22 protein-coding genes are annotated in these 23,323 nt (G+C 72.5%); 14 read left to right on the top strand and 8 right to left on the bottom strand.

Going from position 1 to position 23,323, the window contains the following annotated elements; translation table 11 throughout:
- Positions 1 to 10: 10 nt before the first annotated feature.
- Together H1W00_RS09935 and H1W00_RS09940 are read right to left on the bottom strand one after the other, a co-directional pair.
- A complete protein-coding gene (locus tag H1W00_RS09935) occupies positions 11 to 697 on the bottom strand; it encodes an LppX_LprAFG lipoprotein (RefSeq protein ID WP_181755558.1) in 687 nt (228 codons plus the stop codon).
- 5 nt (positions 698 to 702) lie between these two features.
- Entirely contained in the window at positions 703 to 3,180 is a 2,478-nt protein-coding gene (locus H1W00_RS09940) for a DNA gyrase/topoisomerase IV subunit A (protein WP_181755559.1), read from the bottom strand.
- Between the two features lie 62 nt (positions 3,181 to 3,242).
- Here H1W00_RS09940 and H1W00_RS09945 point away from each other — a divergent pair, with 62 nt between their 5' ends.
- Genes H1W00_RS09945 through H1W00_RS09960 form a run of 4 tightly spaced genes read left to right on the top strand, consistent with a single transcriptional unit; the run spans position 3,243 to position 8,283 of the window.
- Entirely contained in the window at positions 3,243 to 5,966 is a 2,724-nt protein-coding gene (locus H1W00_RS09945) for a bifunctional acetate--CoA ligase family protein/GNAT family N-acetyltransferase (RefSeq protein WP_338072868.1), read from the top strand.
- Positions 5,963 to 6,538: a DUF5998 family protein gene (locus H1W00_RS09950; protein ID WP_181755560.1), complete on the top strand. Its 576-nt coding sequence runs from the start codon at positions 5,963 to 5,965 to the stop codon at positions 6,536 to 6,538. Before H1W00_RS09945 ends, H1W00_RS09950 begins: the two co-directional genes overlap by 4 nt.
- Positions 6,535 to 7,626, top strand: a complete 1,092-nt coding sequence (locus H1W00_RS09955) for an alkaline phosphatase family protein (RefSeq protein ID WP_181755561.1) — start codon at positions 6,535 to 6,537, stop codon at positions 7,624 to 7,626. Before H1W00_RS09950 ends, H1W00_RS09955 begins: the two co-directional genes overlap by 4 nt.
- A gap of 3 nt (positions 7,627 to 7,629) precedes the next feature.
- Complete coding sequence (locus H1W00_RS09960) at positions 7,630 to 8,283, top strand: thymidine kinase (RefSeq protein WP_181755562.1); 654 nt, start codon at positions 7,630 to 7,632, stop codon at positions 8,281 to 8,283.
- A gap of 231 nt (positions 8,284 to 8,514) precedes the next feature.
- On the opposite strand, the gene sepH is transcribed toward H1W00_RS09960, so the two are convergent.
- Both sepH and H1W00_RS09970 read right to left on the bottom strand, forming a co-directional pair.
- Positions 8,515 to 9,393 (bottom strand): septation protein SepH, encoded by an 879-nt coding sequence (sepH, locus tag H1W00_RS09965; protein ID WP_181755563.1) that lies wholly within the window; start codon positions 9,391 to 9,393, stop codon positions 8,515 to 8,517.
- A 122-nt stretch (positions 9,394 to 9,515) separates the two neighbouring features.
- The gene (locus H1W00_RS09970) at positions 9,516 to 10,715 is read right to left on the bottom strand and encodes an MFS transporter (protein ID WP_181755564.1); all 1,200 of its coding nucleotides are present in this window, start codon (positions 10,713 to 10,715) and stop codon (positions 9,516 to 9,518) included.
- Positions 10,716 to 10,805: 90 nt separating this feature from the next.
- Here H1W00_RS09970 and H1W00_RS09975 point away from each other — a divergent pair, with 90 nt between their 5' ends.
- The 3 genes from H1W00_RS09975 (at position 10,806) to H1W00_RS09985 (ending at position 13,093) form a co-directional block, all read left to right on the top strand.
- On the top strand, positions 10,806 to 11,846 hold the full coding sequence (locus H1W00_RS09975; protein ID WP_181755565.1) for a ferrochelatase: 1,041 nt from the start codon (positions 10,806 to 10,808) through the stop codon (positions 11,844 to 11,846).
- Positions 11,843 to 12,631 carry an inositol monophosphatase family protein gene (locus H1W00_RS09980; protein ID WP_338072869.1) on the top strand — a complete coding sequence of 263 codons (789 nt, stop codon included), beginning with the start codon at positions 11,843 to 11,845 and terminating at the stop codon, positions 12,629 to 12,631. The genes H1W00_RS09975 and H1W00_RS09980 overlap by 4 nt, the downstream gene beginning before the upstream one ends.
- A gap of 162 nt (positions 12,632 to 12,793) precedes the next feature.
- Positions 12,794 to 13,093, top strand: coding sequence for a DUF4193 domain-containing protein (locus H1W00_RS09985; protein ID WP_078698323.1), 300 nt, complete (start codon positions 12,794 to 12,796; stop codon positions 13,091 to 13,093).
- A gap of 64 nt (positions 13,094 to 13,157) precedes the next feature.
- On the opposite strand, the gene H1W00_RS09990 is transcribed toward H1W00_RS09985, so the two are convergent.
- On the bottom strand, positions 13,158 to 13,526 hold the full coding sequence (locus H1W00_RS09990; RefSeq protein WP_181755566.1) for a DUF4235 domain-containing protein: 369 nt from the start codon (positions 13,524 to 13,526) through the stop codon (positions 13,158 to 13,160).
- Positions 13,492 to 14,004 carry a DUF3093 domain-containing protein gene (locus H1W00_RS09995; RefSeq protein ID WP_181755567.1) on the bottom strand — a complete coding sequence of 171 codons (513 nt, stop codon included), beginning with the start codon at positions 14,002 to 14,004 and terminating at the stop codon, positions 13,492 to 13,494. Before H1W00_RS09995 ends, H1W00_RS09990 begins: the two co-directional genes overlap by 35 nt.
- A gap of 46 nt (positions 14,005 to 14,050) precedes the next feature.
- On the opposite strand from H1W00_RS09995, the gene dut reads away from it, so the two are divergent.
- Genes dut through H1W00_RS10015 form a run of 4 tightly spaced genes read left to right on the top strand, consistent with a single transcriptional unit; the run spans position 14,051 to position 16,178 of the window.
- Entirely contained in the window at positions 14,051 to 14,521 is a 471-nt protein-coding gene (gene dut / locus H1W00_RS10000; RefSeq protein ID WP_286927864.1) for a dUTP diphosphatase, read from the top strand.
- Positions 14,521 to 15,150 carry a DUF3710 domain-containing protein gene (locus tag H1W00_RS10005; protein ID WP_181755569.1) on the top strand — a complete coding sequence of 210 codons (630 nt, stop codon included), beginning with the start codon at positions 14,521 to 14,523 and terminating at the stop codon, positions 15,148 to 15,150. The genes dut and H1W00_RS10005 overlap by 1 nt, the downstream gene beginning before the upstream one ends.
- Positions 15,151 to 15,156: 6 nt before the next feature.
- Positions 15,157 to 15,510 carry an OB-fold nucleic acid binding domain-containing protein gene (locus H1W00_RS10010; RefSeq protein ID WP_181755570.1) on the top strand — a complete coding sequence of 118 codons (354 nt, stop codon included), beginning with the start codon at positions 15,157 to 15,159 and terminating at the stop codon, positions 15,508 to 15,510.
- Positions 15,507 to 16,178, top strand: a complete 672-nt coding sequence (locus tag H1W00_RS10015; protein WP_181755571.1) for a DUF3159 domain-containing protein — start codon at positions 15,507 to 15,509, stop codon at positions 16,176 to 16,178. The genes H1W00_RS10010 and H1W00_RS10015 overlap by 4 nt, the downstream gene beginning before the upstream one ends.
- Positions 16,179 to 16,184: 6 nt before the next feature.
- On the opposite strand, the gene H1W00_RS10020 is transcribed toward H1W00_RS10015, so the two are convergent.
- Positions 16,185 to 16,847 (bottom strand): potassium channel family protein, encoded by a 663-nt coding sequence (locus tag H1W00_RS10020; protein ID WP_181755572.1) that lies wholly within the window; start codon positions 16,845 to 16,847, stop codon positions 16,185 to 16,187.
- Positions 16,847 to 17,512: an NAD-binding protein gene (locus tag H1W00_RS10025; protein WP_181755573.1), complete on the bottom strand. Its 666-nt coding sequence runs from the start codon at positions 17,510 to 17,512 to the stop codon at positions 16,847 to 16,849. The genes H1W00_RS10020 and H1W00_RS10025 overlap by 1 nt, the downstream gene beginning before the upstream one ends.
- A gap of 44 nt (positions 17,513 to 17,556) precedes the next feature.
- Between H1W00_RS10025 and H1W00_RS10030 the strand changes: the two genes are divergently transcribed.
- The 3 genes from H1W00_RS10030 (at position 17,557) to H1W00_RS10040 (ending at position 23,292) form a co-directional block, all read left to right on the top strand.
- On the top strand, positions 17,557 to 19,566 hold the full coding sequence (locus tag H1W00_RS10030) for an APC family permease (RefSeq protein WP_476692245.1): 2,010 nt from the start codon (positions 17,557 to 17,559) through the stop codon (positions 19,564 to 19,566).
- On the top strand, positions 19,563 to 20,765 hold the full coding sequence (locus H1W00_RS10035; RefSeq protein ID WP_181755574.1) for a class I SAM-dependent RNA methyltransferase: 1,203 nt from the start codon (positions 19,563 to 19,565) through the stop codon (positions 20,763 to 20,765). Before H1W00_RS10030 ends, H1W00_RS10035 begins: the two co-directional genes overlap by 4 nt.
- 79 nt (positions 20,766 to 20,844) lie before the next feature.
- Complete coding sequence (locus H1W00_RS10040) at positions 20,845 to 23,292, top strand: SCO7613 C-terminal domain-containing membrane protein (protein ID WP_181755575.1); 2,448 nt, start codon at positions 20,845 to 20,847, stop codon at positions 23,290 to 23,292.
- Positions 23,293 to 23,323: the final 31 nt, after the last annotated feature.

Consider the following 23,323-nt stretch of genomic DNA (forward strand, 5'->3'; position numbering starts at 1 on the left):
CGGCACGGGATCAGGGCGCCTCGATGCCGGCGGGCTCGTCGCGCGGTGAGAGCCGCAGCGTGTAGGTCACGTCCTCGCCGCCGTAGAACGGGCCCGAGATCTTCGCGTCGTGGAGCTCGTCGTCGTCGGTGAGGCGGTAGACGACGTCGAAGTCCTCGGTGGCGTCGGCCGTGGGGATGAGCTGGGCGATGCGGTCGCCCGGGAGCTCGCCGCTGATCTCGGTGAGCACGAGGTCGCCGTCGCGCGACTTGTCCTCGACCTCGGGCTCGGTGGTGGCCTTCAGCAGTGCGCCCAGGCCAGAGTCGGCGTCCGTGCCCACGAGCGCCGCCGGATCGGGGGCGCCGAGCGTGGCAGGGTCGAGCGGGGCCCACACGGGCGAGAAGCCGGTCTTGGCGTAGGTCGTGCCGTCGACGGAGATGACCTCGGCGGCCAGCGTCGCGCCGCCCGCGACGACCTTCACGTCGCCCTCGAAGGCCGGGGAGTGGTCGCCGACACCTTCGGCCGAGAGCAGCCCGCGCGTGCCGCTGGGCAGCTCCTTGGTGCTCAGGGAGATGTCGAACGACTCGGCCTCGGTGAGGGCCTCCGAGGCGGCGTCGAGCCTCTGGGCGGCGTCGCCGGAGTCGGAGTCGTCACCGGTGCAGGCGGTCAGCAGCAGGGCGCCGCTCAGCACGGTCGCGGTCATCAGTCGAGAAAACACGCTGGTCAGTCTGGCACGTTTCGCGCGCCCGGCAGCGTGGCTGCGGCCGATGAGACTCCTGTGATCGGCTGGCCGACCGGAGTGCCCGACGCGTCGCGCCGCTCGACGACCTCGGGGAGGTCGACCGGCGAGCCGCTCGCGGCGGACGCGACGGGCATGCCGTCGCCGACCCACGCGAACACCAGGGCGTCCTCGCCGCTGAGCAGCCGCTGGCAGCGCACGCCGCCGGTACCGCGCCCCTTGCCGGGGTAGACGGCGAAGGGCGAGACCTTGACCGAGCCGGCCTGGGTCCCCGGAAGGGCGGAGGAGCTGCCGGCGACGGTGACCACGTGGGCCGACTCGACGTCGGAGACGGCGCCGAACGCGACGACGTGGGCGCCCGCGCCGAGCTTCACGCCCGCGACGCCACCGCCGCTGCGGCCCTGGGGACGCACGAGCGACGCGGGGAAGTGCAGCAGCTGCGCCTCGGACGTGACGAACGCGAGCTCCTCCTCGCCGGTGACCAGCGGGACGGCGCCCACGACCCGGTCGCCGTCGTCGAGCCGGATGAGCTCCCACGAGTCGCGGTTGGACAGGTGCTCGGGCTTGACCCTCTTGACGATGCCGTCACGGGTGCCGAGCGCGAGGCCGGGTACGTCCTCGGCGAAGGTCATCAGGGTCAGCGCGTCGCCGTCGAGGCTCAGCAGCTCACCCAGCGGGACACCGCCCTGCAGGCGCGGGGAGTCGGCCGTGGGCGGCAGCGCCGGGAGGTCGATGACGTCGAGGCGGTGGACGGAGCCGGCCGACGTGACCACGCCGACCTGGCCCCGCGCCGTGGCGCGGACGGCCGCCACGACGGTGTCGTGCTTGGCCCGGCGGCCGTGATCGCCGAGCGGCTCGGCGTCGGACGTGCGCGCGACGAGGCCGGTGGAGGACAGCAGCACCCAGCACGGGGCGTCGGGCACCTCGAGCGACCCGCCGGCCGCGGCCGGGGCGGGGACGCCGGCGGACTCGAGAAGGACGGTGCGTCGCGGGGTGCCGAACTGCTGCGCCATCTGGGCCAGCTCGTCGCCGACCAGGCCCCGCAGCACGCTCTCGTCGGCGAGGATCGCGTCGAGCGCCTCGATCTGGCGGCGCAGCTCGTCGGCCTCGCGCTCCAGCTCCAGGCGCGAGAACTTCGTGAGGCGACCCAGCTGCAGGTCGAGGATGTAGTCGGCCTGGAGCTCGGACAGGTCGAAGACGGAGATCAGTCGTCCACGGGCCTCGCCGCGGTTCTCCGACGAGCGGATCAGCTGGATGACCTCGTCGATGTCGAGGATCGCGACGAGCAGGCCGTCAACGAGGTGCAGCCGGTCGGCCGCCTTGCCCCGGCGGTAGGTGGTGCGCCGACGGACGACGTCGATGCGGTGGTCGAGGTAGACCGTGAGCATCTCGCGCAGGCCGAGGGTGCGCGGCTGGCCGTCGACCAGGGCGACCGCGTTGATGCCGAAGGAGGACTCCAGCGGCGTCTGGCGGTACAGCTGCTCCAGCAGCGCCTCGGGGACGATGCCGTTCTTGATCTCGATGACCAGGCGCAGGCCGTTCTTGCGGTCGGTGAGGTTCTTCAGGTCGGAGATGCCCTGGATCTTCTTGGCCTGGACGAGCTTCTTGATCGACTCGATGACCTTCTCGGGGCCCACGTTGTAGGGCAGCTCGGTGACGACGATGCCCTTCTTGCGCGCGGTGACGCTCTCGACGCGCGTCGTGGCGCGCATCTTGAACGAGCCGTTGCCGGTGGCGTACGCGTCGCGGATGCCGTCGAGCCCCACGATCTTGCCGCCGGTGGGCAGGTCGGGGCCCGGCACGAAGCGCATGAGCGCGTCGAGGTCGGCGTCGGGGTGCGCGATGAGGTGGCGCAGCGCCTGCACGACCTCGATGAGGTTGTGCGGCGCGATGTTCGTGGCCATGCCCACGGCGATGCCGGACGCGCCGTTGACCAGCAGGTGCGGGATCGCGGCCGGGAGCACGGTGGGCTCCTGGAGCCGGCCGTCGTAGTTCGGCTTGAAGTCGACCGTGTCCTCGTCGAGCGACTCGGTCATCGCCTCGGCGGCCCGGTCCATCCGGATCTCGGTGTACCGCATCGCGGCCGGCGGGTCGTCGGGCGAGCCGAAGTTGCCGTGACCGTCGAGCAGGGGCAGGCGCAGCGACCAGGGCTGGACGAGGCGCACGAGCGCGTCGTAGATGGCGCTGTCGCCGTGCGGGTGCAGCTTGCCCATGACCTCGCCCACGGGGCGGGCGCTCTTGACGTGGGGCCGGTCGGGCCGCAGGCCCATGTCGTCCATCGTGTAGAGGATGCGCCGCTGGACGGGCTTCATCCCGTCGCGCGCGTCGGGCAGGGCCCGCGCATAGATCACCGAGTAGGCGTACTCGAGGAAGCTCGAGCGCATCTCGTCGCCGACGTCGGTGTCGAGGATGTGCTCCTCGAAGTCCACGGTCTCGATGCCTGATCCACTCACGCGGGCCATTCTCCCGCGCCGCGTCGCCGGGGGTGCGCCCGACCCGCCGCTCGCGGGGTAGGTTTGTGCCCGTGAGTGGCAGCGAACCGGTCGAGATGGCGAGCCTGATGCCCCACCCGGTCCCCGCATGGGAGGCCGATGTCCTGCTGAAGGACGGGCGCGTCGCGCAGATCCGCCCCATCGTCCCCGAGGACGCCCCGCGGTTCGTGGAGTTCTACGACCGCGTCTCCGCCGAGTCCAAGTACTTCCGCTTCTTCGCGCCCTACCCGCGGCTCTCCGACCGCGACGTGGCGCGCTTCACCACCGTCGACCACGACCGGCGCGTGGCCTTCGTGGTCACGCAGCAGGACGACATCATCGCCGTCGGCCGCTATGACGCCGTCTCCGACGAGGAGGCCGAGGTCGCGTTCCTCGTCGAGGACGCCCACCAGGGCCGCGGCATCGGCCAGCTGCTGCTGGAGCACCTCGCCCAGGCAGGACGCGAGCGCGGCTTCACCGAGTTCATCGCCGAGGTCCTGCCCGAGAACGTCCGGATGCTGCAGGTCTTCCGGGAGATGGGCTACACGATCAGCGGCACGCTCGAGGACGGCGTGCAGCGGCTGACGTTCGAGATCAACCCCACCGACTCCGCGCTGGGCGTCATGCGCTCGCGCGAGCAGCGGGCCGAGGCCGCCTCGATCGCCCGGATCTTCGGGGCCCGCAGCGTGGCCGTGGTCGGTGCCAGCCGCCGCCAGGGGTCGATCGGCCAGGCAATGGTCCGCAACCTCGTGCTCGGCGACTACGGCGGCACCGTCTACGCCGTGAACTCCCAGGCCGAGGCCGTGTCGGGCCTGACGGCCTACCCGACCGTGCGCGACATCCCCGGCGACGTCGAGATCGCGATCGTCGCCGTCCCGGCCGAGCACGTGAACGACGTCGTCCTGGACTGCGCCGCGAAGGGCGTCCACGGTCTCGTGGTGATCTCCGCCGGCTTCGCCGAGGAGGGCCCCGAGGGCCGCGCACGCCAGCAGGAGCTGCTGCACTCGTGCCGCATCCACGGCCTGCGCCTGATCGGCCCCAACTGCCTGGGCATCATCAACACGGCGTCCGACGTGCAGCTCAACGCCTCGCTGTCGGCCACCATGCCCCCGCCCGGGCGCGCCGGCTTCTTCTGCCAGTCCGGTGCCCTCGGCTCGGCCATCCTCGAGACCGTCGCCGCGCGCGGGCTGGGGCTGTCCACCTTCGTCTCGGCCGGCAACCGCGCCGACGTCTCGGGCAACGACCTCCTGCAGTACTGGCAGCAGGACGACAGCACCGACGTGGTCCTGCTGTACCTCGAGTCCATCGGCAACCCGCGCAAGTTCTCGCGCCTCGCCCGCCGCGTCTCGGAGGTCAAGCCGATCGTCGCGGTGAAGTCGGGCCGGTCCACCCAGGGCGTGCCCGTCGGCCACACCGTGCGTCGCAGCTCGGCGCCGCAGCAGGCCGTCGACGCGATGTTCCGCCAGGCCGGCGTCATCCAGGTGGAGAACCTCGACGAGATGTTCGACGTCGCCCAGCTACTGGCCCACCAGCCGCTGCCGCGCGGCAACCGGATCGCGGTGGTCGGCAACTCCGACGCCGTCGGCCTGATCGTCACCGACGCCGCCAAGTCGCAGGGCCTGCAGGTCGCCCCGCCGATCGCGCTGGGCGCCACCGCCGGCGCCGAGGAGTTCGAGGTCGCCATCGAGGCCGCGCTCGCACGTCCCGACGTCGACGCCCTCGTCGTGGTCTACACGCCTCCGATCACCACCGACAGCGATGCCGTCGCCCAGGTGCTCGCCGCCATCGGCGAGCAGTCCGACAAGCCGATCGTCTCCACGTTCCTGGCCAGCAAGGGCATCCCGGTGCTGCTGCGGGTGCCCGACCTCGAGGGCGGCTCGGCCGGCCGCGGCTCGGTGCCGTCCTACGCCGCGCCCGAGGCGGCGGTCAAGGCGCTCGCCCGGGCCGTCAACTACGCCGAGTGGGCCGCGCGCGACCACGGTGAGTACCACGTGGCCGCCGAGCACCGCTCGGGCGACGCGAAGGCCCTCATCCGCGACGTGCTGACGATCGCCCCGCGCGGCGCCGTGCTGTCCACCGAGCAGGTCCACTACCTGCTGTCTTGCTACGGCATCGACCTGTGGACCTGGACGAACGTGCACAGCAAGGAGGAGGCCGTCGCGGCCGGCGAGAAGCTCGGCTGGGACGTCGTTCTCAAGGCCGGCAGCGAGCACCTGCGTGCCCGTCCCGACCTCGCCCACGTCTGGCGCGGCATCCACGACGCGCAGGACATGGCGGAGGCGTGGGACGAGATGACCACCTGGAGCGGCATCCGGGCCGACACCACCTTCTTCGTGCAGCGGTCCGCGCCCGCCGGCGTCCAGGTGGCCTTCCGCGCCACTGAGGACCGGCTCTTCGGCCCGCTCGTCTCCTTCGGCATCGCCGGCGCGCCGAGCGAGCTGCTCGAGGACCGCAGCTACGGCATCCCGCCCCTCACCGACGTCGACGCGCGCACCATGGTCAGCGGCATCCGCGCCGCGCCCCTGCTCTTCGGGCACCACGGCAGCGAGCCGGTCGACGTGGCCGCCCTCGAGGACATCGTGCTGCGTCTCGCTGCGCTGAAGGACGACCTGCCCGAGGTCGTCTCGCTCGACCTGGAGCCGGTGCTCGTCAACCCCGACGGGTACACCGCCCTGAGTGCGCGCGCCAAGGTGATCCCCTCGTCCGACAGCCGGGGCGACTGGTTCGTCCGGCGGCTGAGCCAGCCTGATGCAGCGGCGGATACGCTGGGTCGGTGACGCAGACCAGGGACCGGACGAAGGACCTCTATGAGTCGATCTCGCGCAGCGGGTACTACCCGGAGATCGTCGCGGGAGCGCTCGAGGACGCACTGGCGGCCGAGCCCGTGGAGTCGTTCGTCGTGCACCACGAGCCCACGTTCGACCGCGAGGAGATCCGCCGACACATGTCGGTCCTCGTCCTCACGCCCACGCGCCTGCTCCTGACGCACACCGACGAGCACCCCGGCGACACGCTGCTGCCGAAGCCCTACACGTCCACGTCCGTCGAGGCGGTGCCGCTGTCGCGCGTGTCCGGCGTCGTCGTCACGCGGATGGTGTCGGCACAGACGCAGCAGCTGGAGGAGGCCCTCCTCACGATCGGCTGGGGCGCCGTCGCGCGCGTCGAGCTCGAGCCCGCCCGCTGCGACGATCCCGAGTGCGAGGCCGACCACGGCTACACCGGATCGATCAGCGGCGACGACTTCTCGCTGCGGCTCAGCGCCGCGGCCGAGGGCGGCGCCGCGGTCGTGGGCCTGCTGGAGTTCGCCCGCGCGCTGACCGCGGCCACGACCGTTACCGAGGCTCGATGACCGCGCCGCACGCCGGCATCCACGAGGTGATGACCTCGGTGGGCGGCGCCCTCGGCGTGCCGGGCTTCACCGACGTCCTCGGGCTGCCCGAGTCCCGGCGCTACGTCGTGATGCTCGTCGACGGTCTCGGACTCGACCTGCTGCGCGAGCACGCCGACCTGGCGCCGTTCCTGTCGTCGTGCCTCAACGTGGAGAACGTGCTGGCGGGAATCCCCTCGACCACCTCGGTGAGCCTGACCTCGCTGGGCACGGGCCTGCTTCCCGGACAGCACGGCATGGCCGGCTACACGTGCCGCATCCCGGGCACGTCCCGCTTCCTCAACACGCTCAAGTGGGACGACCGCATCGTCCCCGAGCAGTGGCAGCCGCACCCCACGGTCCTGAGCCGGCTGGCCGACGAGGGGATCGCGGTCACCGTGGTCAACGACGACAGGTTCGAGCTGAGCGGCCTCACGCGCGTGAGCCAGCGCGGCGTGCCCTTCGTGGGCGTCCGCCACGCGTGGGACCGTCTCGCGGCCGTCGTGGAGGCAGTGGAGCGTGACGACCGCGCGCTGGTGTACGCCTACGAGTCCGCCGTCGACCACACGGGCCACGGCTCGGGCGTCGACTCCGACGAGTGGCGCAAGGCGCTCGTCGAGGTCGACCGCGACGTCGCCGACCTGCGCGCGGCCCTGCCGCCCGACGTGGTCCTGCTCGTCACCGCCGACCACGGCATGGTGGACGTGCCGATGGAGGGCCGATTCGACCTCGTCGACCACCCGAAGCTGCGCGACGACGTGGTGCTGGTCGCCGGCGAGGCCCGGTTCCGTCACGTGCACACGCGCTCGGGTGCCGAGGCGAAGGTCGCCGCCCGCTGGCGTTCCGCGCTCGGTGACCGGGTGGAGGTCCGGCTGCGCGACGAAGCCGAGGAGTGGTTCGGTCCGATCGACCCGGCCGTCCGCGCTCGCTTCGGCGACGTGGTGGTGGCTGCGCTCGACGACTTCGCCGTCTTCGCCTCCGACGCCTTCTCCGTGGAGCTGCTGCTGCGCGGCTTCCACGGCTCGATCACCCCCCGGGAGCGACGCATCCCGGTCCTCGTGGCGGGCTGACCCGTGGCGGAACTGGTCTTCTACTCGGGCACGATGGACTCGGGCAAGAGCACGCTGGCGCTCCAGCTCGACCACAACCACCGCGCCCGCGGCCGGGTGGGCCGCATCTACTCCTCGCACGACCGCGCGGGCGCCGCCACGCTCTCGAGCCGGCTCGGCCTCTCGACCCCGGCGATCGAGGTGGCCGAGGACCTCGACTTCTGGGCCGACGTCGTCGGCGAGCTGACCGGGGGAGCCCGGATCGACTACCTCGTGTGCGACGAGGCGCAGTTCTACACCAGCGCGCAGGTCGACCAGCTGGCCAAGGTGGCCGACGAGCTGGCGATCGACGTGTTCTGCTTCGGCATCCTCACCGACTTCCGCACCCACCTGTTCAGCGGGTCCCAGCGGCTCGTGGAGATCGCCGACCGGGTGCTGACGCTGCAGGTGGAGGCGCTGTGCTGGTGCGGCGCCCGTGCCACGCACAACGCCCGCACCGAGGACGGCGAGATGGTCACCGAGGGCGAGGTGATCGTCGTGGGCGACGTCGAGGATCCCGACCGACCGACACCCCAGGTCGGCTACGAGGTGCTGTGCCGCCGGCACCACCGCAAGCGGATGACCGCCGCGCGGGCCAAGGCCGGGGCGTTGTCGCCCGACGTCCTGCCGTTCGACTGATCTCGATACGCCCCCGCAAGCGGGAGGTGCCCCCACGACTCGCTGCGCTCGTCGGCACTCGATCACCGGAGTCGCACCCCGGTGGACCGGGTCGAGACGTGTGTTGGCACTCGATCACCGGAGGCGCCTCCGGGTGGGCCGGGTCGAGACGTGCGTTGGCACTCGATCACCGGAGGCCATCCCGGTGGTCGAGTGCGCCGCGAGGAACGAGCGGCGTGTATCGAGACCCGGTCAGTCCGAGGAGCCGCCGAACATGATCTCGTCCCAGCTCGGGACGGAGCGGCGCGAGTGCTTCTTGCGGGGCTTGGGTGTGTCGGGGACCGCGATGCGCTCCTCGAGCGCCTGGTCCTCCACGTCCTCGACGACCTCCTCGGCCGGCTCCTCGAAGACGGCCTGCTCGAGCGCTCGGCGGTCGCGGGCCTCCTTGATGGAGCGCACCAGCGGAGCGTGGTCGGTCGGCTCGGCGATCGCGCCGCCGTAGCCCTCGGGGGCGTCCGTGACGAGGTCGGCCAGCGCCATGTCGTGCTGGTCCTGGGTGGCGAGGTCGCCCACGAGGCCACGGGCGGCGTCGTCGTCGGCGATGACGTAGCGGCTCTTGGGGTCGTAGAGGAACGACGCGGAGCCGTCCTCGAGGTCGACGCGCACGGTCCAGCGACCGTCCTCGCGGCGGAACGCGTCCCACGCGGCCTTCTCGGGCGCGATGCCGCGTTCGGCCAGTGCCGCGTCGGCCAGCTCGGCCAGGGCGACGGCGGCGCCGCCGACGTGCTTGCGGCGCACCGACGTGGCGCGGGCCGACTGGGCCATCCACTCGCGCTCGGCGATGACGGGCACGGCGAAGCCGTGCACCCGCTCGACCGTGATGCCGGCGGCCTCGGCGACCTCTTCGACCGACTCGCCGCGGCGGATGCGGGTCTGGATGTCTCGGGGGGTGAGCGAACTCTCCATCGGAATCTCCATCTGTCCTGAACGACTCGACCCTACGGGGGTGCGGTCAACCAGTGAGGTGAGCCGGCGGTCGATGCTGAGCCGGAAGCGTTCTCCGGTGGTCGCGTCCCGAGCGACGAGGAATCGCCCGTCGTCGCTGAGTCCCACGGTCGCGAGTTCCCGCATGTTTCGAGCCTCCCCGTGTCGCTTCTGCCACCGACCTCAAGGCTAGTGAATGCCCGTGGCGATCCCGGGAGACGCGCCGGGTCCGGATGGCTTTTCGGGCCGGGTCCGCGACGGTCCCGCGATCAGGCCTGCGAGTCGGCCGGGGCGGGCTCCGGCGCCCGGTAGAGCATGGCCACCGTGGTCGTCATGAGCGCCGCCACGATCGGCAGGACGAAGCCGGCCGAGGCCGACCAGCGGTCGACGATGAGGCCCGCGAGGGCCGCGCCGCCCGCGGTTCCAGCGGACATGCCCGTGGTCGTCCAGGTGAGCGCCTCGGTGAGCCGCGACTGCGGCACGGTGAGCTCGACGAGGTGCACCGCCGTGATGAGGGTCGGCGAGAGCATGAGGCCCGCCAGGCCGAATCCCACGGCGAGCAGGGCGATGTTGGGCGCGAACGGCAGGGGCGACAGGAAGACGAGCAACCCCAGCGTCGAGATCCTGAGCCTTCGGACGGGGTCGGCCGGCGGCGGCTGAGCCCCGATCACCAGGCCGGCGGCGAGGCTTCCGGCGGAGAAGATGGCCAGGACGACACCGGCCGCGCCGGGCCGTCCCTGCTCCTCCGTGAAGGCCACGACGAGGACCTCGGCCGCACCGAACAGCACGCCGAGTCCGCACGCCGCGACGACCAGCGGGCCGAGCAGGAACCAGGGGAGCGGCTCGCGGGGACCGTCCGCCTGGGGCCGGTGCCGCGGCTGCGTGGAGCGCTGCAGCGCCAGGCCCCATGCCCCGACGATCGCGGCGACGCCCGCCACGGCGAGCCCCGACCAGTCGAGCACGCTGAGGGTCAGGATCGTCACGAGCACGGGGCCGACGATGAAGACGACCTCGTCGAGCACCGCCTCCAGGGCGAACGCGGTCTGCAGGCGAGAGCGGTCGGGCAGGACGTGGGTCCAGCGCGCGCGCACCATGTTCCCGGTCTGCGGTGCCCCGAGCCCGGCGATCACCGCGCCCGCGGCAGCACCCCAGGGCGTGATGTCCCCCGCCGAGAGCGGGATCACGATCCCCGACGCGAACAGCGCACCCGCCGCGACGAGGACGGGGGCCTGCCCCAGTCGGTCGGCCAGCCTGCCCTGGACGGGGGCGAAGAACGCCGACGTGACGACGTAGACCGCCATGACCAGGCCGGCCGGCGCGTAGTCACCGGTGCGACCGGACACCAGCAGCACGATCCCGAGTCCCGTCATGGACAGCGGCAGACGCCCCAGGGCGCCGGCGGTCGTGAAGGCCGGGGCGCCGGGAGTGGCCAGGATCGTGCTGTAGGCGGAGAACATGTCGAGACTCATCTTGGACCACGGTGCGCGGGCGCCGGGGGAGGGCTGTCGACGGCCTGCGCCCGAGGGGTGTGCCGTGTGGCGCCGTGGAACACTGGCGGCATGGACGCTGCCCCCTACGACGCCCTCCTGCTGGTCTCCTTCGGTGGACCCGAGAAGCCCGAGGACGTGGTCCCGTTCCTCGAGAACGTGACACGGGGCCGGGGCATCCCGAAGGAGCGCCTCGTCGAGGTCGGCGAGCACTACTTCGGCTTCGGCGGGAAGTCGCCGATCAACGACATCAACCGCGATCTGCTGGCCGCGCTGCGCCAGGACCTCGCCGACCAGGGCATCGACCTGCCGGTCTACTGGGGCAACCGCAACTGGGACCCCTACCTGGCTGACGCGTTCGACCAGATGGAGGCCGACGGGGTCCAGCGGGTCGCCTGCTTCATGACCAGCGCCTACTCCTCCTACAGCAGCTGCCGCCAGTACCGCGAGAACCTCTTCGAGGTCTCGCACGACCGCCCGATCCGGGTGGACCGCCTGCGCCACCACTTCAACCACCCCGTGTTCGTGGACCTGTTCACCGAGTACACCCGCGCGGCGCTCGCCGAAGCGGGCGAGGACGCCCGCGTGGTCTTCGTGACCCACTCGGTGCCCGAGCAGATGAACGAGGCCAGCGGCGGGCCCGGCTGCGGGCTGTACGAGCGCCAGCACCTCTCGGTCGCGGGGCTCGTGGCCGATGCCCTCGACCTGCCGACCTGGTCCCTGGCGTACTGCTCCCGCTCCGGTCCGCCCAGCCAGCCGTGGCTGGAGCCCGACGTGAACGACCACCTCGAGGAGCTCGCCGAGCAGGGCGTCACCGGGGTCGTCCTGGTCCCGATCGGCTTCGTGGCCGACCACATGGAGGTCGTGTACGACCTCGACACCGAGGCGAAGGCCACGGCCGAGCGTCTGGGCCTGCGGTTCGCCCGGGCCGCCAGCCCGAACGCCGACCCGCGCTACGCGGCGATGGTGCGCGAGCTGCTCCTGGAGCGCGCCGCGGCCGAGCGCGGCGAGAAGCCGGAGCGGCCCGTGCGGGGGGAGCTCGGCCCCAAGGCCGACACCTGCCCCGGCGACTGCTGCGTCAACCCGCGCTCGCTGCGGCCGGTCCTGGCGTGACCGAGCTGCTCGACCTCGCCCGCCGGGTCGCGGCCGAGGCGGTCGAGCACGTCGCCTCCCTCCGCCCGCGGGGACGCGTCGGGATCGCGGGCACGAAGTCGAGCCCCACCGACCTGGTCACCCTGATCGACCGCTCGTGCGAGGAGCTGATCCGCGCGAGGATCCTGGCCGCACGCCCCGACGACGCCTTCGTGGGCGAGGAGGGCCAGGACGTCCCCGGCACCTCGGGTGTGGAGTGGATCGTCGATCCGATCGACGGCACGGTGAACTTCGTCTACGGCATCCCGCGCTACGCGGTGGCGATCGGAGCCCGGATCGACGGCGCCGACGAGGTCGGCGTCGTGGTGAACATCGCCACGGCGGAGTCCTACGAGGCGGTGGCGGGCGGGGGTGCCTGGCGCACCGACGAGGCGGAGCCGCGGCGGCTGACGGGGCCGCCCGTCCTGCCGTTGGACCAGATGCTCGTCGCCACGGGCTTCAACTACGTCCCTGAGGTCCGCGAGCACCAGGCCCGCGCCGTCGGCGCGATGCTGCCGCACGTGCGCGACATCCGCCGGATCGGCGCCGCGGCGCTCGACCTCACCGATCTCGCGGAGGGGCGGCTCGACGCCTACGTCGAGCAGGGACTGCACGTCTGGGACCACGCGGCGGCCGGCCTGATCGCCCGCGAGGCGGGTCTCGTGGTCACCGGACCGGACGGCTCGCCGAGCGAGCGGCTCCTCGTCGCGGCGCCCGCCGGCAGCATCGATCCGTTCCTCGATCTCGTCGCCCGCTGCGGGGTCTGAGAAAAGCCGTCCGCACGACTGGCGCGGGCGCCCCGGCAGTGGGAGCATCGGCGCCACGAGGGGGATTGCGTCCGGGTGCGGGCAGATTTGGTCCATGTGGTTGAATCTGCGCGTTCCACAAGAACACGACCACAGTTCCACGAGAACGAGCATGGAGAAGTGATGGCAACCGATTACGACGCGCCCCGCAAGACCGACGAGGAGCAGTCCGAGGACAGCATCGAGGAGCTGAAGGCGCGTCGCCACGAGAAGAACTCGGGCAAGGTCGACGAGGACGAGGTCGAGGCGGCAGAGTCGTTCGAGCTCCCCGGCGCCGACCTCTCGCACGAGGAGCTCGCGGTCAAGGTCGTGCCCAAGCAGTCCGACGAGTTCACCTGCATGTCCTGCTTCCTGGTGCACCACCGCAGTCAGCTGGCCACCGAGAAGAACGGCATGGCGATCTGCAAGGACTGCGCCGACTGAGGTCCGCGCACCGACTCACGACGTCCGGCGTCGCCGCTCACGCGGCGGGCCGGACGTCGTCGTCTCAGGGCGTGGTGTTCTTCGTGGACCTCATGCCCGGCGGCAGCCCGCCGGTGGACCTCACCCAGTAGGTGGCGGCACCGCGCCGCGCGACGGTGCGGACGACCTGCACCGTGGCGCCGCCGATGGCCGCCCACGCGATGGCCTCGGTCGTGCTCAGATCGGGGTGGCGGGTGTTGCGCGGCGGCTTGCGACCCGTGACGGCCCGCCAGGCCAGGTTCGAGATGTACGGGGCGAGCGACGCCGCGAGCAGGGCGGAACCGGCGTCGAGGGCCCGCCAGGCGCCTCGCCCCCGCCCCGTGGAGACCTCCGCCTCGGCAGGCGAGGTGGTTGCGGGGTCAGGCGTCGCCTTCGTCGCGCGCTTCCGGGCCATCGATGATCCTTTCGTCGGGAGCAGGACCAGTGTGGCCCACGGCACGCGTGAGCGCGTCGGGACGCCGGGTCGACACGAGCCAGTAGGGCGTCGGGTCGGCCGGGTCGGCCACCTCGACGCGCACGCCGCGGTCGATCCACGGGCGGGTCAGCAGGAAGGCGCGGTCGGTGCCGGCCCGCGAGAGCGCGGCTCGCCAGGCGGCCGGGTCGAGCGCGACGACCTCGCCGAGGTCGGGCGCCTCGAGGTGTGCGTCCCCCGCGCGGAGCCGGCCGGGCTCCGCGACGACCAGCAGCGAGCCGTAGCGCCACAGTCCCGCTCCCGCGACCACCAGGATGAGGAGCGCGAGACCGCCGGCGACCGCGGGGCTGGTGGCGACGAGCAGCAGCCAGCCGATGGTCGCGGCGACGAGGCCGACGGCGCCCCACCACAGGCCGGACGCCACGAGACGCTCACGATGGTGGGCATTGTTGGTCTTCACGAGTCCACTGTGCCCGATGGGGTCTCGCGCCAGTATCGTCGCCACCGTGACCGAGGTGCAGATCCGCCGGCTCGACGCCGGTGTTCCCCTTCCCACGTACGCCCACCCCGCCGACGCCGGCGCCGACCTCGTCTCGACGGTCGACCTCGAGCTCGCGCCGGGGGAGCGCACCCTCGTGCCCACGGGCATCGCGATCGCCCTGCCGGAGGGGTTCGCCGGCTTCATCCACCCCCGGTCGGGCCTCGCGCTGCGGCACGGGCTCTCGGTCGTGAACACGCCGGGCACGATCGACGCGGGTTACCGTGGGGAGGTCAAGGTTCTCCTGGTGAACCACGACCTGCGCGAGCCGGTCCGCATCGCACGCGGTGACCGGATCGCCCAGCTGGTCGTCCAGCGGGTCGAGCACGTGCGCTTCGTCGAGGTGGACGGTCTCGAGGACTCCGTGCGAGGCGAGGGCGGGTACGGTTCCTCGGGTGGTCACGCCTCGATCGAGGCATCGACGGAAGGAAGTCTGTGATGTGGGGTCGCAAGAACGCGGGGGCCGACGCGGCTCCCGCCCCCGCTGCTCCTGAGAACGTCGAGGTCACCGGCCCCCGGGCCGACGGACCGTTCGACGTCACGGAGCGCCCGAACGAGTCCCACGACGAGTACGTCGACCTGGGCAGCCTGCTGATCAAGATGCGCGGCGACATCGAGGTGCAGCTGCCCACGGAGGACGACGTGGTCACCGCGGTCCTCGTGACCTCCGGCGGCTCGGCCGTCGAGCTGCGCCCCTTCGCCGGCGCTCGCAGCGGCGGCACGTGGGACGGCGTGCGCGCCGAGCTGCGCGAGGAGGTCGACAAGCGCGGCGGCACGTTCACCGAGGTGGACGGCCCGTTCGGCACCGAGGTGCTGGCCCAGTTCCCCGCCACGGCTCCCGACGGCAGCGCGGGCGTCCAGCCCGCCCGCTTCATCGGCATCGAGGGGCCCCGCTGGGTCTTGCGCGCCACGATCCTGGGTGCGGCCGGCCTCGAGTCCATCGACAGCGGCGTCTTCATGGAGATCCTGCGCGACCTGCGCGTGCGTCGCGGCGACGAGCCGCGGATGCTGCGCGAGTCGCTGCCGATCGTCCTGCCGCCCGACGCCCAGCGCATCCCCGAGGAGTAGGCGGAGATGGCAGGCGTCGTCTCGCGCTGGCTCGACCGCTTCTCGGTCGAGAGCCAGGAGGACACCGAGCTGCGCGGCCGCGCCACGGCCGCGGGGTGCGCCGCGATCAAGGACGTGCCCGAGCGCGAGCGCGTCGACGTCCACGGCGTCCTGCAGGACGTGACGCTGCGGCCCGTCGGCGACGTCACGGCGCTGGAGGCCTCGCTCTACGACGGCACGGGAACGGTCACCCTGATCTGGCTCGGCCGGCGCCGCATCGAGGGGATCTCCGCGGGACGCTCCCTCATCGCCACGGGCCGGATCGGTCACCGCGGCACCGAGCGCGTCATCTACAACCCGGCCTACCGGCTCGACGCATGAGCACGTCCGAGCCGGCCCGCGCCGACGCCGCCACCGTCGAGCAGGTCGTGCGCCAGCGCCTGGCCGAGGCCTTCGGCGGCGTGCGCGGCATCGTCGAGGCCGCCGTCCCGACGATCACCTTCACCCTCTGCTACCTGACCACGCGCGACCTCCGGCTCAGCCTGATCATCGCCTCGGCGCTCACGGCTGTCCTGCTGATCGTGCGGGTCGTCCAGCGCTCGAACCCCCAGTTCGTCATCAACGCGCTCGTCGGCATCGGCATCGCTGCGCTGTTCGCGTCCCGCTCGGGCGAGGCCCGCGACGTGTTCCTGCCCGGGATCCTCTACAACGCCGGCTACGCGGTCGTCCTCGTGGCGACGGTGGTCATCGGCTGGCCGGCGATCGGCGTCATGATCGGCGCCCTGGTCGGCGATCCGAGCGGATGGCGTCGCGATCCCGGCATGCGCCGCCTGTGCAACCGGCTGACCCTGCTGTTCGCGCTGCCCTGCGTCCTGCGCGTCCTCGTGCAGTACCCGCTCTACGCGGCCGACCAGATCGGCTGGCTGGGCACCTCGAAGGTCGTCATGGGCTGGCCCCTGCAGATCGCCACGCTCGCCGCGATGGTGTGGCTGCTCAGCCGCAACAGCACGCCGGTGACCGACCTGCGAGACGAGCCCCGCGAGGTCTGAGCTCTGTCAGTCGTGCGACGACAGCTGGGCCGCGAGCTGCTCCTCCGCCTCGGCGGGGGTGACGAAGAGCAGCTCGTCACCGGCCTCGACCGTGCGGTCGGGCTCGGGCAGCAGCGACTGCTGGAGCCGCAGGATCGCCACCGGCGCGACGCCGTCGGGCCACGTGATGTCGCCGAGGCGACGGCCGACGTAGGCCGAGTCCTCCGGCACGGTGAGCTCGACGAGGTTCGTGTTGCTCTGGCGGAAGGTGAACAGCCGGACGAGGTCGCCGACGGACACGGCCTCCTCCACGAGCGCGGCCATGATGCGCGGCGTGGACACGGCCACGTCGACGCCCCACGACTCGCCGTAGAGCCACTCGTTGCTCGGGTTGTTGACGCGGGCCACCGTGCGGGGGACCGCGAACTCGGTCTTGGCCAGCAGCGACGTCACGAGGTTGGCCTTGTCGTCGCCCGTCGCGGCGATGACCACGTCGCAGGTCTGCAGTTGGGCTTCCTCCAGCGTGCTCATCTCGCAGGCGTCGGCCAGCAGCCACTGGGCTCCGGGCACGAGGTCGCTGCGGATGGAGGTGGCGGCCTTGTCGATGAGGAGCACGCGGTGACCGTGGTCGACGAGCTCCTGGGCCACGGAGCGGCCGACCGCACCGGCTCCGGCGATCGCGACGCGCATCAGTCCTCCTCCTTGGGCCCGTTGTCCAGTGCCTCGAGCACGCCGTCGGCCTCCTCCGAGACCAGGAACATGCTGAGGTAGTCGCCCTCCTGGATCACCGTGTCGCCGGCGATCTGCTGGCCCATGCCCAGGCGCGTGATGAACGCGACGCGGGCGCCGGTCTGCGCCTCGAGCGCCGCCACGGTGCGACCCACCCACGCGAACGGGGCGTAGGCGTTGTCGAGCCGGAGCCGGCCGGAGGGATCGCGCCAAGCCGGCTCGGAGCCGGCGGGCAGCAGCCGACGGAGCATCTGGTCGGCCGCCCACGGGACGGTGGCGACGGTGGGGATGCCGAGGCGCTCGTAGACCTCGGCGCGTCGAGGGTCGTAGATGCGCGCCACGACGTTGGGCACGCGGAACACCTCGCGGGCGACCCGCGCGGCGATGATGTTGGAGTTGTCGCCGCTGGACACCGCGGCGAAGGCGTCGGCCTGCTCGATCCCGGCCGAGACGAGCACGCCCCGGTCGAAGCCCATGCCGGTGACGGTGGACCCGGCGAACGAGGGTCCCAGGCGCCTGAACGCGTCGGGGTTCGAGTCGATGACGGAGGTCGAGTGGCCGCGTGACTCCAAGCTGCGGGCCAGCGACGCGCCGACGCGCCCGCACCCCATGATCACGATGTGCACACCGGCGACGGTACACCGGCCTGATCGGGTCTAGCATCGGTCGGGTGGGATTGACCGGGGCGCTCAAGCGCGCTCTCATCGGACAGAAGCTGCGCACCTCCCAGATGGGCGAGACCCTGCTCCCCAAGCGGATCGCGCTGCCGGTGTTCGCCAGCGATGCTCTGTCGTCCGTGGCCTATGCGCCGGACGAGATCTTCCTGACCCTGTCGATGGGCGGACTGACGGCATACGCGTTCAACTGGCAGGTCGGCCTGGCGGTCGTCGTGGTCATGCTCACGGTGGTCGCCTCGTACCGCCAGAACGTGCGCGCCTACCCCAGCGGCGGTGGCGACTACGAGGTCGCGACCGTCAACCTGGGCCGCAACGCCGGTCTCACCGTGGCCAGTGCGCTCATGGTCGACTACGTGCTCACGGTCGCGGTCTCGATCTCCTCGGGTGTCCAGAACGCCGCCGCGGCGCTGCCGTTCCTCAAGGGTCACGAGGCCGTCACCGCCGTGGGGCTCGTGGCACTGCTCACCGCCATGAACCTGCGGGGCACGAAGGAGTCGGGTCGCGCGTTCGCGATCCCCACCTACCTGTTCATGATCGCGATCGCGCTGATGGCCGGCTGGGGCTACATCGAGTACGCGCTCGGCACGCTGCCCGAGGTCGAGAGCGCCAAGTACGACATCGCGGCCGAGGAGCCGTTCACCGGGGCGATCTCCGGGATCGCGATGGCCTACCTGCTGGCGCGCGCCTTCTCGTCCGGCTGTGCGGCGCTGACGGGCGTCGAGGCGATCAGCAACGGCGTCCCGGCCTTCCGCAAGCCGAAGAGCCGCAACGCGGCCACGACCCTGCTGCTGCTCGGGACGATCTCCATCGCGATGCTGATGAGCATCATCGTGCTCGCCGACCTGATGAACCTGCGCTACGTCGAGGACCCGGCCCACCAGCTGCTCCTCAACGGTCAGCCGGTCGGGGACGGGTACGAGCAGGAGACGGTGATCGGCCAGCTCGCCGGGGCGCTCTTCCACGACGTCCCGCCGCTGTTCTACTTCGTCATCGCGTGCACGGGCATCATCCTCGTGCTCGCGGCGAACACCGCGTTCAACGGCTTCCCGGTCCTCGGCTCGATCCTCGCGCGCGACGGGTTCCTGCCGCGCCAGCTGCACACCCGCGGCGACCGGCTGGCCTTCAGCAACGGCATCCTGGCCCTCGCGGCGGCGGCCTCGGTGCTCATCGTGGCGTTCGACGCCGAGGTCACCAAGCTGATCCAGCTCTACATCGTCGGGGTCTTCGTCTCGTTCACGCTGAGCCAGCTCGGGATGATCCGGCACTGGACGCGCCACCTGCGGACCGAGTCCGACCCGGGGGAGCGGAACCGGATGCGGCGCTCGCGCGTCGTCAACGCGTTCGGCCTGGCGATGACGGCCACGGTCCTCGTGATCGTGCTCATCACCAAGTTCCTCGCCGGGGCGTGGATCGCGATCCTGGCGATGGTGATCGTGTTCGTGGTCATGCGCGCCATCGCCCGCCACTACGACCGCGTGGCGCTCGAGCTCGCGGTGGATGAAGCCGACGTCGCGCTGCCGGCCCGTGTCCACGGCGTCGTGCTCGTCAGCAAGCTGCACAAGCCGGCCATGCGAGCGATCGCCTACGCGCGGCTGGCCGGCTCCGGCACGCTCGAGGCGGTCACGGTCGACCTCGATCCCGACGAGACCGCCGAGCTGACGCGTCGCTGGGACGAGCTCCGGGTGCCGATCCCGCTGCGCGTGCTCGACTCGCCCTTCCGCGAGGTCGTGCGTCCGGTCATGCGGTACGTGAAGGCGCGGCGCTCGCAGAACCCGCGCGACCTCGTCACGGTCTACGTCCCCGAGTACGTCGTCGGCCGCTGGTGGGAGCAGTTGCTGCACAACCAGACCGCCCTGCGCCTCAAGGCCCGCCTGCTCTTCGTGCCGGGCGTGCTCGTCGTCAGCGTGCCGTTCCAGCTGGCCTCGGCGAAGCGGATGGCTGCGGTCGACTCGCGCCCGACGGCCGGCGACGTCCGGCGCGGCATAGGCAGGGAGGAGCGATGACCGACGATCCCGTGGTCACCGTCGGACCCGTCGCCCACGGCGGCCACTGCGTGGCCCGCCTGGACGGCCAGGTGGTCTTCGTGCGGCACGCGCTCCCCGGCGAGGTGGTGAGGATCCGCGTCACCGACCGCACGAAGCGCTTCCTGCGCGCCGACGCGATCGAGATCCTCGAGGCGTCGCCCGACCGCGTCACCCCTCCGTGCCCCCTCGCCCGGCCGGGCCTGTGCGGTGGCTGCGACTTCCAGCACGTCTCGGAGGAGGGCCAGCTGACACTGCTCACCGACGTCGTCCGCGAGCAGCTCCAGCGGCTCGCCGGACTCGACTGGGACGGTCGCGTCGAGTCGGTCGGCCCCCTGCTCGACTGGCGCACCCGTGTGATCTGGTCCGTCGCCGAGAACGGGATGGCCGGCCTGCGCCGGCACCGCAGCCACGACGTCATCCCCGTGGAGGACTGCCCGATCGCGCACCCCGGCCTGCCCGACGTCAGCCGCCAGCTGTGGGACGAGCCGCGCGTGGAGACGATCGTCTCGTCCACGGGGCAGCGGCTGCTCGTCACGGACGCGACGATCGGCGACGAGCTGGAGGCGCAGGCCGACGGCGTCGTCGCCTCCGACGGCTCGGTCCGCGCCGGCACCGGCACCCTCGTCGAGGAGGTCAAGGGGCGGCGCTTCGCCGTGAGCGGCTCGGGCTTCTGGCAGGTGCACCCGGCGTCCGCCACCACCCTGGTCGATGCGGTCCTCGCCGGCGCCGACGTCCGACCGGGCGACCGCGTGCTCGACCTCTACGCGGGGGCCGGCCTCTTCTCGGCGTTCCTCGCCGAGGCCTGCGCCCCGGGCGAGCTGGTGAGCGTCGAGGGCAATCGCCGCGCCTCGGCCGACGCGGGGGAAAACCTTGCCGACCGGCCGAACGCGGCCGTCGTCCACGCTCCCGTGGAGCGCGCGCTGCGACGCGGCATCCTCGGGGCCCGCGCCGACGTCGTCGTCCTCGACCCGCCGCGCACCGGCGCGAAGGAGGCGGTCGCGGCCATCGCCGCGCTGGAGCCCCGACGGATCGTCTACGTCGCGTGCGACCCGGCCGCGCTCGCCCGCGACCTGGCCACGTTCGGCCAGCTGGGCTACGGGCTCGAGTCGCTGCGTGGCTTCGCCCTGTTCCCCATGACGCACCACGTGGAGTGCGTCGCGGTGCTTGCGCGGGCGTGACCCGTCCGGTTGAGTCACCCCCGTGACGTACGCCGACCCCCATGCCTGCCCCGCCTGCCGAGGGATGATCAGCGCAGCGATGACCTGTCCTCGCTGCGGGTTCGACCTCGGCTCCGTGGAGGCGCAGCGCCTGTGGGGGCTGTTCGTCGAAGCCGACCGGCTCGTGGCCGAGGGACGCGCCCGCCAGCAGGTCGGCGCGACGACGCCCGCTGCCGCTGCGGCGACGACCCCCGCCGCGGGGACGACGTCGCTCCCGTCCGCCCCGACGCCGACGCCGGCGCCGGCTCCGGCTCGCACGTGGTCGACGGGCTCGATCCTGCTCGGCCTCGGTGCCGTGTGCCTGGTCGTCGCGGGCATCATCTTCGCGACCGTGGCCTGGGGCTCCCTCGGTGTGCTCGGCAGGGCGGCGATCCTGCTGGTGGTCACCGCCCTCGTCGGCCTCGCGGCCCGCTGGGCCACGCGCCGCGGGCTCGACAACACCGCCGAGGCGCTCTGGGCCGTCTTCCTCGGCTTCGTCACGGTGGACCTGCTGGCCGCCGTGGCCGAGGGTCTCTTCGGGCTCGAGTGGTCCGACTTCGCGCTCGTCTCGGTGGTCTGGACCGGCGTGCTCGTCGGCGCGGGAGTGGCGATCGTCCGGTCGTCCGAGGCGCCGCTGGGCCGTCGCCTCGTCAGCCCGCAGCTGGTGGCGGGCCTCGCCCCGTACGTCAGTGCCCCCGCCGTCATGGTGCGCCTGGGGGACCTCGGCGAGGGTGCCGATCTCTGGTTCTGGGCCGCGGCCGCGGCACTCGTGCTGCCGCTGGTGGTCGTCGCCGTCGGCCACCGGACGGGCCTGCGCTGGATGCTGTGGCCCAGCGCACTGCTCTCGCTGCTCCTCGCTGTCGTTCTCGTGGCTCTCGCGATCGACGCGTCGCAGGCCGGGTCGCCGGTCCTGGGTCCGACCGAGGCGCTGCCGACCATCGTGCTGGCTGCCCTCGCCGTGGGCGGGGCCGTCGTGGTGCCCCGCCTCCGCGTCTGGCTCACCGCCTTCGCGGTGTCCGCCGCGCTCTACCTGGTGGGCGTGGCGGCCCAGGGTGCGGCGTGGAGCGCCGACGTCGTCACGTCGGCGGCGGGTCTGACGGCCGTCGCGGTGCTCGTGGCCCTGCTCGCGTGGTTCGTGGTCCGTGAGGACGACTGGTCCCTCGGCACCCGGTGGGCCGCGGTCGCCGGTGGCACCGCCGCGCTGCTGTGGTGCGGGGCCGTGGCGCTCTCCAACGCCGAGCGCGCGGACGAGGCCGGCTGGTTCTCCTCGCCATCCGACGTGTGGGTGCGCCCCAACGAGCTCGACATCACGGAGGGGTGGTGGGTGCTGGCCGTCGCCGTGCCCGTGATCGCCGCGTGGCTCGCCACGACGCGCTGGCCGGCGCCGAGGCTCGCTCCGCCGGAGTGGCGGGTCCCGGTCGCGCTCGTCGCAGCCGGCGCCGCCGTGGTCACGGCGGTCGGCTCGTCGACGCTGCCCTTCCTCGTGCACGCCGTCGTGCTCGTCGTGGTCGGTGCCGCGCTCGCGGTCGCCCTGCGGAAGGCGCTGTGGGGGTTCGCGATCGTCCCGGTGGGCGTCGTGGCCCTCGCGATGGTCGTGGTGCCCCTCGGAGGACCCGTCACCGCGTGGGCGTGGGGGATCGCTGCCGCGGGCGCTCTCGTGTGTGCCGTCGTGGGTCTCGAGGAGCCTCCGGGTCCGCGTCGCGCGATCTCGGCTGCTGCCGCCGGGCTCACCGCGTTCGCGATCGTCGCCACGGTCGCGCAGGTCGCCGACCTCGCCGACGTCGCCCCCGGGGCGTGGGGACCGATCGTCGTGGGCGTGGCGGCTGGACTGCTGCTGCTGACCCTCGCGCTCGACGAGCTGCCCTGGCACCGCACGGCGGTGGAGGTCGTGGTCGCCGCGACCCTGCTCGTCACCGTGGTGCGCGAGGGCGACGACCTGGCCCTCGTCTCCCTGCTGCTCACGATCGGCGCGGTCGCCTCGGCCGTGGTGGGCCTGCTCGACGACGACCGCACGCACCTGCGCTGGGTCGCCGCCGGACTCACCGGCGCCGCCTGGGTCGCTCGACTGGCCGCCAGCGAGGTGGAGACCGTCGAGGCGTACACGGCGCCGTTCGCCGTGGCCGTCCTCCTGGCGGGCTGGTGGCACCTGCGCTCCCACCCGGAGAGCCGCACGTGGGTCGCCCTCACGCCCGGACTCCTGCTGGCCTTCCTGCCGTCGCTGCCCCAAGCGCTGGAGGACCCGACCAGTCTGCGCGCCCTGCTGCTCGGTCTGGTCGCCGCCGCATCCCTCGCCGCCGGGCTCGTGCTGCGGTGGGGCGCACCGGTCATCGCCGGCGCGGCGGTCCTGCTGGTGCTGGTCCTGGCGAACGTCGGCCCGACGGCGCTGGGACTGCAGCGCTGGATCCTCATCGCGATCGCCGGGCTGATCCTGCTCGTGGTGGGTACCACCTGGGAGAAGCGAGTCGCTGAGGGTCGCGCCCTGCTGGTGCGCATCGCCGCGCTGAGGTGAGGGTCACCTGAGCGGAGCGCTTCCGGACATC

Source organism: Aeromicrobium phoceense, assembly GCF_013868155.1.
Lineage (GTDB): Bacteria > Actinomycetota > Actinomycetes > Propionibacteriales > Nocardioidaceae > Aeromicrobium > Aeromicrobium phoceense.

Bases quoted from the DNA above. Each gene is read 5' to 3' on its own strand.
- H1W00_RS10035 (WP_181755574.1), top strand. From the start codon at position 19,563: ATGACCGACGATCCCGTGGTCACCGTCGGACCCGTCGCCCACGGCGGC.
- H1W00_RS09990 (WP_181755566.1), bottom strand. From the start codon at position 13,526: ATGGCCCGGAAGCGCGCGACGAAGGCGACGCCTGACCCCGCAACCACC.
- H1W00_RS10010 (WP_181755570.1), top strand. From the start codon at position 15,157: ATGGCAGGCGTCGTCTCGCGCTGGCTCGACCGCTTCTCGGTCGAGAGC.
- H1W00_RS09970 (WP_181755564.1), bottom strand. From the start codon at position 10,715: ATGAGTCTCGACATGTTCTCCGCCTACAGCACGATCCTGGCCACTCCC.
- H1W00_RS09955 (WP_181755561.1), top strand. From the start codon at position 6,535: ATGACCGCGCCGCACGCCGGCATCCACGAGGTGATGACCTCGGTGGGC.
- H1W00_RS09985 (WP_078698323.1), top strand. From the start codon at position 12,794: ATGGCAACCGATTACGACGCGCCCCGCAAGACCGACGAGGAGCAGTCC.
- H1W00_RS10005 (WP_181755569.1), top strand. From the start codon at position 14,521: ATGTGGGGTCGCAAGAACGCGGGGGCCGACGCGGCTCCCGCCCCCGCT.
- H1W00_RS10015 (WP_181755571.1), top strand. From the start codon at position 15,507: ATGAGCACGTCCGAGCCGGCCCGCGCCGACGCCGCCACCGTCGAGCAG.
- H1W00_RS09940 (WP_181755559.1), bottom strand. From the start codon at position 3,180: ATGGCCCGCGTGAGTGGATCAGGCATCGAGACCGTGGACTTCGAGGAG.
- sepH (WP_181755563.1), bottom strand. From the start codon at position 9,393: ATGCGGGAACTCGCGACCGTGGGACTCAGCGACGACGGGCGATTCCTC.
- H1W00_RS10020 (WP_181755572.1), bottom strand. From the start codon at position 16,847: ATGCGCGTCGCGATCGCCGGAGCCGGTGCGGTCGGCCGCTCCGTGGCC.
- H1W00_RS10040 (WP_181755575.1), top strand. From the start codon at position 20,845: ATGACCTGTCCTCGCTGCGGGTTCGACCTCGGCTCCGTGGAGGCGCAG.
- H1W00_RS09975 (WP_181755565.1), top strand. From the start codon at position 10,806: ATGGACGCTGCCCCCTACGACGCCCTCCTGCTGGTCTCCTTCGGTGGA.